At 72.0% G+C, this 9,660-nt stretch carries 6 protein-coding genes; 3 read left to right on the forward strand and 3 right to left on the reverse strand.

Annotated features, from left to right (window positions below; translation table 11 throughout):
• Window positions 1–251 precede the first annotated feature (251 nt).
• Both ACFYOP_RS31700 and ACFYOP_RS31705 read right to left on the reverse strand, forming a co-directional pair.
• Window positions 252–2,186, reverse strand: a complete 1,935-nt coding sequence (locus ACFYOP_RS31700) for a sigma-70 family RNA polymerase sigma factor (protein WP_356898564.1) — start codon at window positions 2,184–2,186, stop codon at window positions 252–254.
• 558 nt (window positions 2,187–2,744) lie between these two features.
• On the reverse strand, window positions 2,745–3,521 hold the full coding sequence (locus ACFYOP_RS31705) for a helix-turn-helix domain-containing protein (RefSeq protein ID WP_356898565.1): 777 nt from the start codon (window positions 3,519–3,521) through the stop codon (window positions 2,745–2,747).
• Between the two features lie 325 nt (window positions 3,522–3,846).
• On the opposite strand from ACFYOP_RS31705, the gene ACFYOP_RS31710 reads away from it, so the two are divergent.
• A complete protein-coding gene (locus ACFYOP_RS31710) occupies window positions 3,847–5,334 on the forward strand; it encodes an NAD(P)/FAD-dependent oxidoreductase (protein WP_356898566.1) in 1,488 nt (495 codons plus the stop codon).
• A gap of 128 nt (window positions 5,335–5,462) precedes the next feature.
• Window positions 5,463–7,190 (forward strand): SpoIIE family protein phosphatase, encoded by a 1,728-nt coding sequence (locus ACFYOP_RS31715; RefSeq protein WP_356898567.1) that lies wholly within the window; start codon window positions 5,463–5,465, stop codon window positions 7,188–7,190.
• A 9-nt stretch (window positions 7,191–7,199) separates the two neighbouring features.
• Here ACFYOP_RS31715 and ACFYOP_RS31720 read toward each other — a convergent pair whose 3' ends face one another.
• Window positions 7,200–8,498, reverse strand: coding sequence for an MFS transporter (locus tag ACFYOP_RS31720; protein ID WP_356898568.1), 1,299 nt, complete (start codon window positions 8,496–8,498; stop codon window positions 7,200–7,202).
• A 151-nt stretch (window positions 8,499–8,649) separates the two neighbouring features.
• Here ACFYOP_RS31720 and ACFYOP_RS31725 point away from each other — a divergent pair, with 151 nt between their 5' ends.
• Entirely contained in the window at window positions 8,650–9,219 is a 570-nt protein-coding gene (locus ACFYOP_RS31725; RefSeq protein ID WP_356898569.1) for a MarR family transcriptional regulator, read from the forward strand.
• Window positions 9,220–9,660: the final 441 nt, after the last annotated feature.

A 9,660-nucleotide genomic window follows, 5' to 3' on the forward strand; every position in this document is an offset into this window, starting at 1 on the left:
GCGCGGGTGGCGCCTGTGGCGGGCTGTTCCCCCACCCTCCCCCTGCGGCCCGGCGGCCGAGGGACCTCCTGCGGCCTGGCGGCCGAGGGGGGGACCCTCATCTTCCCGAACCGGGGCAGGCCCCGGACCCCGTACCGCGCTTCGCGGGGTGGCCTCAAACTCCTCCCACGGCCGCCAGGCCGTAGGGGGAGATTGAGGCGCAAGGGCCCGGGCACGACGCCCCCGCGCAGCGGGCGCACCCCCGCCGACGCCTACACGCAGCTGATGCGTGACTCCGCCCAGTCCGCCAGCGCCACATGGTCCCGGGGGGTCTGCGGCTCCGCCACGAGGCGGATGGTGCGGACGCCGGAGAGCGGCACATGGACCGGCACCGCCGGCTCGCCGCTGTGGACCACGGGGGAGCGCCACAGCGGCGTCCCGTCGCCGTAGACCGAGAAGCGCACCGCGGTCGGTCGCATCCCGCGGGTCATGTCGTCGATGCCGGCGAATGCGTCGTAGGTGGTGCACCGGCGGTTGAGGTCGATCGTGATGGACGACTTGGCGTGCGCGGTGACGCCGTGGGCGTACTGGCGGCCGCCGATGGACATGCCGTAGCGCTGCCAGACCCAGCCGCTCTCTCCCAGGCGCACCTCGGGGCCCGTCCCGTCACCGAAGTGCCCGTACTGGAGGCGGTTCACCTGGTAGACCTCGGGTGCCGGTGGCGGCGGGGGAGGCGGAGGAGGTGTGGGGGTCGGGGTCGGCGTGGGGGACGGCGGCGACGGCTTCGGGGTCGGGGACGGTCTCGGCGGCGTGGGCTTCGGGGTCGGCGTGGGAGTCGGGGTGGGGGTCGGCTTCGCCGCCACCCGCACCACGGGCGGCTCCGGAGCCGGTGGGGGCGGAGGCGGCGGGGTGGGCGGCGGTGTCGGCACGACCGGCTGGGCCACCGGCGGCTTGGCGACCGGCTCCGGGACGGGCGCGGGCTCACCGGCCAGGGCCCAGACGAGCCCGGCGGTCACCGCGATGGCGACACCGGCCGCGATGCCGGCCTTCGCCGGCGCCCCCAGCCCTTCGGCGGCGGCGCCTCCCGCCGCCCCGCCGGAGGCCGGCGCGCCACCGGTGGCGGCCGCCGCGGCCCCGGCGCCCGCGACACCGGTCGCCCCGCCGGCCACGATCCCCGCGGCCTTGAGCGAGTAACCGGCGGCGAACCAGCCGATGACGGCGACCGGCAGCAGCGCGGGGATACCCGCGTTGACATGTGCCAGTTCACCGGCGGCGAGCCGGCACTTGACGCACTCGTCCAGGTGCTTGCGCAGCCCGAGCTCCGCCCGCATCCGCAGACCCCCGCGGGCGTAGGCGCCCAGCCGGTCCGCGTACCGCGCGCAGTCGCCGCCCGTCGTGAGCGAGGTGCTCACATGGGCCTGGAGATAGGCCTGCTTGAGTCCCTCCCGGGCGCGGCTCGCCAGCACCGCGGTGGCGTTGGCGGTGAGCCCGAAGAGCGGGGCGACCTCGCTCGGGGACTCCTCCTCGACCGTGGTGTGCCACAGCACCGCCTGCCAGCGCTCCGGAAGCGACCGGAACGCCTGCATGGCGAGCGACTGCTCCGCCTCGTGCATGGCCCGCACGTCCGCGCCCAGGTCGAGGGTGTCCTCGTTGGACGCGCCCGCGGCGCGGGCCGCATCCGCGGCGAAGACCGCGAAGTCGTCGACCAGTTGCTCGCGCTTCGCGGACTTCATCCAGGTCGCGGCCACGCGGCGGACCGTGGTGAGCAGATAGGCCCGTACGGCCTGTTCGGGCCCGGCGCCGTTGCGGACCGCCTGCAGTGTCCGGGCGAACACCTCCGCGGTCAGGTCGTCGGCGGTGTCGGCGTCCCGGCAGCAGGTGCGGGCGTACCGCCGGACGGCGTCCGAGTGGCGGTGGAACAGCTCCTCGTACGCGCTGTCGTCGCCGCCTCGCATCTGCTGGACGAGCTCGGCGTCCGAGGGCGGCAGTTCGCGGGGCGGTGGCAGCACCGAGTCGTGGCCGCTGCCGGGCTCCCGCTGCTGGGGAACCGCATACCGCTCCGCGGGCTCGGCGGCCTCCACGGACGCCGGCCGTGGAACGCCGGACCCGCCGTGGCCACCCTGGCTCGGAACCTGGGAGGCGGACAGGTCGTCCGACTCGGGCCCGGCCGTACCGCCGAGCGACTCGCCCTGCCCGTCACGGCTCATCGCGGAAGCCCCCGTCAGCACCTACAGACCCGAACACCGGGCAAGCCTGCCACAGAGCGGTTGTATGCCGTACCGTTCCTGAAGACTGAGCAGGAGTTGGTCCGCACAGCCGCGCACCCCGAACGGTCTTGGGCGCACTGGTCCCCGGCGGACTCGACCCCTGGGCGGCGACACGCATCGCGTGCGTGGTCCGATCCAGGGAGGCCAGCTCCCTCACGCCCTGGCCAAGTGGCTACGGACAGAGGGCGACGGAGAAGTCCCAAACCTTCTCTCTGGAGGAAAAGGGGCCCCGCACGCTGGCTCCGTTCCCGGCGTCCCAGATCGCACGATCACGTTAACCCGATCAGCCCAGGGCACCGCAAGGCCGCACCCGGACCATCACACGATCGAGCGAGCTCGACCTTGTACGCACTCCCCGGTGAGCAGTTACCACCCCTCCGTAGGGCAACCACCCGTCCGGGGAAACTTCCATGGGGCGAGGGCCTTCGCACCACCCGGTCGAGGGCAGCCCGAGCGGCCGTGCTGACACGGCCCGTTGACGCCAGGAACGCGCGCCGCTCACGCCGAACGCGGCCGCAGACCCTCCAGCAGAATGTCCAGCAGCCGTGCAGAGGCCGCCTCCTGCTGCGCCGCGTCCGGCAGCGACGGAGCCGCCGTGGCTATCACCAGCAGCACGTCGGCCACGGTCACATCGCCCCGCAGCTCACCCGCCGCCCGCGCCCGGTCCACGAGCCGCCCCACGACCTCCAGCAGATCCGCCGAACCGGGGTCGTCCTGCTCCGCCGCCGGAACGGGCCGTGGAGCCACCACCCGCAGCCCCGGCTGCGCCACCGGCCGCTGCTCGGGCACCCGTACGTCGTCCAGCGCCTCGACGTCGCCCGCGACGACCGTCGACTCCTCGCCGTCCACGCCCACCCGCAGCACCTGCGGGGGCAGCAGCCGCCCCGCTCCGGACGCCACGGAGGTGCGCAGGAAGCGCGCGAGCGCCGACCACGGCTCCTCCTCCTGCCCGAGCGCCGTGCGCGCCTGCTCGGTCAGCCGGGAGGTCTCCTCCTCGGCTATGCGGCGCACCAACACGTCCTTGCTGGGAAAGCGGCGGTACACCGTGCCGACGCCGACCCTGGCCCGCCGGGCCACGTCCTCCATCGGCGCGCCGTAACCCAGCTCGCCGAACACTTCGCGCGCCGCGCGCAGTACGTGCTCGAGATTCCGCTGCGCGTCCACGCGCAGCGGAGCCGAGCGGCCGGCTCCGCCCGGCCCACGTCCGTTCCCATGGCTGTCCGCCGTAGCTGCCGGCGCGACATCGGTCTGCCAATGCGAATCCTGAATATGCATGAGCGTTCCCCCGGTCATGTCGTCTCCCCCCGGAGACCTCCCCGCCTGTCCGCCGGGCATGTCGTATCCCGACACCCCGACCGGGTACGAACATAGTTGAGCCCGAGTCAATTCAGAAGGGGGTACTTCCGCACGGAGCGCCCCCCGATCGGAGCAAGAGCCGGAAGGCTCCCTATTACACCCCCGCCTTTGGGTCCATCCGCCCTGCCTGACCTGCGTCGCTTCCTTTTTGCCCGGACCTGTTCGCGGGCAGTGCGGCGACAGCCTTCCGGTCACACAATTTGCCGGGCCTGTGGACAAACTCCGGAGGCCGTTGCCTCATGGGATGGTGAAGGCTGCAAACAACCGGGGCACGACCCCCGCCACCCCGCCGCGCACGCGCATTCTCGTCGTCGGCGGTGGTTACGTCGGGATGTACACCGCGCTGCGCCTCCAGCGGAAGCTGAAGCCCGAGCTCGCGCGCGGCGACGTCGAGATCACCGTGGTCACCCCCGACCCTTATATGACGTATCAGCCGTTCCTCCCCGAGGCCGCGGCCGGCTCCATCTCCCCGCGCCATGTGGTGGTCCCCCTCCGCCGCGTCCTCGACAGATGCATGATCGTCATCGGCGAGGCCAAGTCAGTCGACCACGCGAAACGCACGGCGACCGTCGCCACACTCGCGACGGAGGAGGAGGGCGCCGGCGCCGTCGAGATCACCTACGACGAACTCGTCATCGCGCCCGGGTCCATCTCCCGCACCCTTCCCGTCCCCGGCCTCGCCGACTTCGGCATCGGCTTCAAGACGGTCGAGGAGGCGATCGGCCTGCGCAACCACGTCATCGAGCAGATGGACATCGCCTCGTCCACCCGCGACCCCGCCATCCGCGACGCCGCCCTCACCTTCGTCTTCGTCGGCGGCGGCTACGCGGGTGTCGAAGCCCTCGCCGAGCTCGAGGACATGGCCCGCTACACCTCGCGCTACTACCACAACATCAAGCCCGAGGACCTGAAGTGGATCCTGGTCGAGGCGCAGGGCCGCATCCTCCCCGAGGTCGGCGAGCAGATGGGCCGTTACGCCGTGCGTGAGCTGCGCGCCCGCAACATCGACGTACGTCTCGACACCCGGCTCGACTCCTGCGAGGACCGCGTCGCCGTCCTGAGCGACGGCTCCCGCTTCCCCACCCGGACCCTCGTATGGACGGCCGGCGTCAAACCCGCTCCGGTGCTCGCCGCCACCGACCTGCCTCTCAACGAGCGCGGCCGGCTCAGCTGCGACGCCCGGCTCGCCGTCGAGGGCGTCGACCACGCCTGGGCCGCCGGCGACGCCGCGGCGGTCCCCGACCTGACGTCGGACAAGCCCGGCGCCGAGTGCGCGCCGAACGCGCAGCACGCCGTGCGCCAGACCAAGGTCCTCGCCGAGAACGTCGTCGCCTCGCTGCGCGGCACGCCGATGCGGGAATACGCGCACAAGTACGCCGGCTCGGTCGCGTCCCTCGGTCTGCACAAGGGCGTCGCGCACGTCTACGGCCGCAAGCTGAAGGGGTATCCGGCGTGGCTGATGCACCGCGTCTACCACCTCAGCCGGGTCCCCACCTTCAACCGCAAGGCGCGGGTGTTGGCCGAATGGACCCTGTCCGGCCTCTTCAAGCGTGAGATCGTCTCCCTCGGGTCGCTGGAACACCCGCGTGCCGAGTTCGCGCTCGCGGCGGGCGGCGGACGACCGGCGAACGGCGCCGAGGGCGGACCGGCCGCAGCCCCCGGGGACGAACCGAAGGAGCAGTCGGCCGACGGATCACCGGACGGGTCCTCCGGCGGCCCCAAGGGGACTTGACGGCTGTTCGGCACCTCGCGGAAAGAAGACTGTCAGTCCGGTCGGCCACACTGGACGTGTGACCATAGGTGGGCTCACACCTGCACAGAGTGACCCTTCGCGAACAACCCATTGAGGCTAGAAAGTCAGTGAACTTCACGCGTTGGAGCGCCAGGCTCCCCGGTACGCAGCGTCGCGCCGCAGCGCGGGGGACCGACCAGGGGCTCTCCCCGGCGAAGCGGTCCGAAGGCTCCGTGCCCGCGGCACGCGGTGAGTACGGCCAGCCGGAGCCCCCGCCCGACGACGTTCCCGCGCTGGAGGACTTCTCCGTACCGGAGATTCTCGGCCGACTGCCCGCGCTGGTCGCGCTCGTCTACGGCCCGGACCACCGCGTCGCGTACGTCAACGACGCATACGCCGCCGCCTTCGGCCCCCGGCCGGCCGGAGCCACCGCCGCCGACGTCTGCCCCGAGCTCGTCGAGCTGGGCCTGCTGCCCCTGATGGAACAAGTGCTGCGCAGCGGCAAGCCCCGTACGGTCAAGTCCCGCCGGATCCAGAGCGGGGCTGCCGACCGGCGCGTCGAGGGTTCGTACACGGTCACCTGTCTGCCCGCGGAGCGGGTCGACGGAAGCGGGGAGACCGCGGGCGTCCTGGTCTTCGCCGCGGACGTCACCGACCACGCGGACGCCGCGGAGCGGCTGCGGGCCAGCGAGCGCCGGCACCGCGAGACGGCCGTGACGCTGCAGCGTTCGCTGCTGCCACAGGAGCTGGAGCAGCCCGACGACCTGCGGTTCGCCGCCACCTACCAGCCCGGCGGCATCGACGCGGCGGTCGGCGGCGACTGGTACGACGTGATCACGCTCGGCGCGGGGCGTACGGCGCTGGTCATCGGCGACGTCATGGGCCGCGGGGTGCGCGCCGCCGCCGTCATGGGCCAGCTGCGCACCGCCGTACGGGCGTACGCCCGCCTGGATCTCCCGCCGCACGAGGTCCTCCAGCTGCTGGACGGGCTCGCCGCCGAGATCGACGCCAGCCAGATCGCCACCTGCGTCTACGCGGTCCACGACCCGAACGAGGGCAGGCTGGTCTACGCGTCCGCAGGCCATCTGCCGATCCTGGTCCGCGACGAGGACGGCACGGTACGCACGGCCGCGGACCCGACCGGTCCGCCGCTCGGCACCGGCGGCTGGCTCCACACGTCCGGGGCGATCGACCTGCCGCCCGGTTCCACCGCCGTCCTCTACACGGACGGCCTGGTGGAGCGCCGCGGTGAGGACATCGACGAAGGGGTCGCCGCGCTGGAGCGCGCGCTGGCGGGGGCGACGGGCAGCCCGCAGGTCGTGTGCGACCGGCTGATCCGGGCCCTCGGCGTGACCGCGGAGCACGACGACGACGTCGCCGTGCTCGTACTCCAGCATCCGACGCGCCAGGGAGCCGACGCAGAGCTGTTCCACAACGCGGCGCTCGACCTGCTCGGCGGGATCGAGGCCGCGCCGCGTGCCCGCGCCTTCGCCTCGGGGGTGCTCGCCTCCTGGCGTTTCTCCCCCGAGCTGCACGACCTCGGCGTCCTGGCCGTGAGCGAACTGGTCGCCAACTCCCTCCAGCACGGCACCCCGCCCATGCGGCTGCGGCTGCGCCGTACCGACCGACGGCTGATCGTCGAGGTGACGGACGGCGACGACCATCTGCCGCGCCGGCGCCGCGCGGAGACGGAGGACGAGGCGGGCCGCGGGATCTCCATCATCGCGACGATCGCCTCGTCCTGGGGAAGCCGCCGCACCCCCGGCGGCGGTAAGGCGGTCTGGTGCGAATTCGCCCTGCCCCGGCGGGACAAGGCCCTGGCGAGCCGCGGACCCGCCCGGCCGGCTTCCCGGTGAAGGCCCGCCTCAGGCGGCCGGGGCGACGGCTTCCTCGGGCTTGTGCACCGCCACCACCCGGCTCCTGGCCGCGAGCGACGGGCGGTCCTGCACAGGGCTGAGCCGCTTGCCGAGCCGCAGCGCGAGCACCGTGATCGAGAGCGAGAACAGCACGAAGGTCACGATGTACGGGCCGTGCAGCGCGGCGCCCATCGGCCCGCCCACGGCCGGGCCGACCGCCAGCGCCAGCTGCTTGACCAGGGCGAAGGCGGAGTTGTACTGCCCGACCATCGCCTCCGGCGCCAGGTCGGCGACCAGCGGCGCCACGGTCGGCGACAGCATCGCCTCACCGAGGCCGAAGAGCGCGTACGTGGAGATGAACGCGGCCGTCGCCATGGCCTGGCTGCCGTGCCCGAGGCCCGCGTAGCCCGCGGCCAGCCACGCCACGGCCCAGATGAGCCCGACGGAGGCGATGACGCGGCTGCGGCTGCGGTGCTCCACGAACTTCAGCACCAGGAACTGGGCGAGCACGATGACCGCCGTGTTCGCGGCCAGCGCCGTCCCGAGCGTCGACGGCTCGATACCGGCGGCCTCCGTGCCGTACGCGGCGAGGCCCGATTCGAATTGGCCGTAGCAGGCGAAGAAGAGGACGAAGCCCAGGACCAGCAGCTGCACCATCGCCCGGTGCCCGAGCAGCATCCGCAGCCCTCCCTTGGCTCCTGACCCGGCGCCCGCAGGCCGGACGCCGGACAGCGCGGGGGAGTGGGGGAGCCGCACGGTGAGGGCGATCACGGCGAGCACCAGGAACATGGCGGCCTCGATGCCGAACAGCAGGGTGAAGCTCGCCGGCCTGCTCTCGTCGACGAGGTGCCCGCCGATCAGGCCGCCGATGCCGAGCCCGAGGTTCTGCAGGAAGAACTGGGTGGCGAAGGCGCGGGTGCGGGTCGCCGTCTCCGAGCACCAGACGATCATGGTGGCCAGCGCCGGCTGCATGATCGCCGTACCGGCGCCGAGCACTGCCGCGGAGAGAACGACGGACGGGACGGAGCCGGAGAGGCCCATCCCGACCGCGCCGGCCGACGCGAGCAGAGCGGCGCAGACCAACACGGGCAGCGGGCCGCGCCGGTCGATGACCCGACCGGTGAAGGGCAGCGCGACGAGCGCGGCCATCGCGAACGCGGCGAGCACGGCGCCCGCCGTCGTTGCGCCCAGCTCCCGCACCTGCGCCACATAGACGTAGAGATAGGGAACGGTGAAGCCGAGCCCGAACGCGCTCAGCACGTTGCCTGCCTGGATCCGGCGCATCGCTGCACCCTTCGCCTTGGTCACACCCACCCACTTCAGAAGGAGGCCGGTCCGCCGAGCCACCGAGACGGGGCCGGAGGACTGAAGCCTGAAGACTTCAAAACTAAAGTTCGACATTGAAGAGTACACAGAGAAGGACTTCGATGCCAACGAGTGGCGTGCCATACTGCGGCGCATGCCTACCGAGACCCCCCAGGCCTCCCCGGCCTCCGGCCCGCAGGAGCCGACCCTCGACGAGCAGATCGCCGCCTACCAGCGCGAATTCGGCGACCTCGATCCGCAGGTCGAGAAGGTGGTCTCGGCTCTCGGCCGGCTCAATCGCCGTATGAACGTCGCGTACGGGCGCCAGGTCGCCGACCTCGGGATCAGCAACACCGAGTGGGAGGTCCTCAAGACCCTGGTCCTCTCCGGCGCCCCCTATCGGATGGGCCCCGGCGAGCTCGCCAAGCGTCTCGGTCTCACACCGGCCGCCATGACCCATCGCATCGACCGCATGGCCGGCGAGGGCCTGGTGACGCGCGACCGCGACGAGAGCAACCGCGTTCGGGTGATCGTCGAGCTGACGGACGACGGCCGCACCAAGTGGCTCGAGGCGATGCGCATGGCGACGAACTTCGAGGAGGAGCTGCTCCAGGACCTCACGGGCGACGAGCGGTCACTCCTCGGAGAACTCCTCATCCGCGTACTGCGCCGTGTCGAGCACGACCAGCCGGACGCCGGCGGACGCCTCAGTGACCTGGACTAGCGGCGGGCGGAAGGGGCGGGTTGACACTGCCCCGTGCGATCCGTAAGGTACTTCGAGTTGTCACAGAGCCGGAACGGTTCTTCGACAGCCATCCCCGCCGCGAACGCGGCAACCAAACTCAGCACGATCTCCCACTCGGGAAGAATTTCGGCATGCCGAAATTCATTTCGAAAGCTCGATTATGAGTCGCCGGAGAAATCCGCTAGAGTTTGGGTGTCGGAACGGCCCAACGGCCGCGAAGACAACTCCCGCTGACTGGGAGCCAGGCCCGGAAAGAGTCTGATAGAGTCGGAACCGCCGGAAGGCCGAAAGGCCGGAAAGCACCGAGGAAATCGGATCGGAAAGATCTGATAGAGTCGGAAACGCAAGACCGAAGGGAAGCGCCCGGAGGAAAGCCCACAGGGAGACCTGAGGGTGAGTACAAAGGAAGCGTCCGTTCCT

The sequence above is a fragment of the Streptomyces sp. NPDC006294 genome, from assembly GCF_042870895.1.
Lineage (GTDB): Bacteria > Actinomycetota > Actinomycetes > Streptomycetales > Streptomycetaceae > Streptomyces.

Excerpts from the sequence above, each read along its gene's own strand:
- ACFYOP_RS31700 (WP_356898564.1), bottom strand. The coding sequence starts at position 2,186 with ATGAGCCGTGACGGGCAGGGCGAGTCGCTCGGCGGTACGGCCGGGCCC.
- ACFYOP_RS31705 (WP_356898565.1), bottom strand. The coding sequence starts at position 3,521 with ATGCATATTCAGGATTCGCATTGGCAGACCGATGTCGCGCCGGCAGCT.
- ACFYOP_RS31710 (WP_356898566.1), top strand. The coding sequence starts at position 3,847 with ATGGTGAAGGCTGCAAACAACCGGGGCACGACCCCCGCCACCCCGCCG.
- ACFYOP_RS31725 (WP_356898569.1), top strand. The coding sequence starts at position 8,650 with ATGCCTACCGAGACCCCCCAGGCCTCCCCGGCCTCCGGCCCGCAGGAG.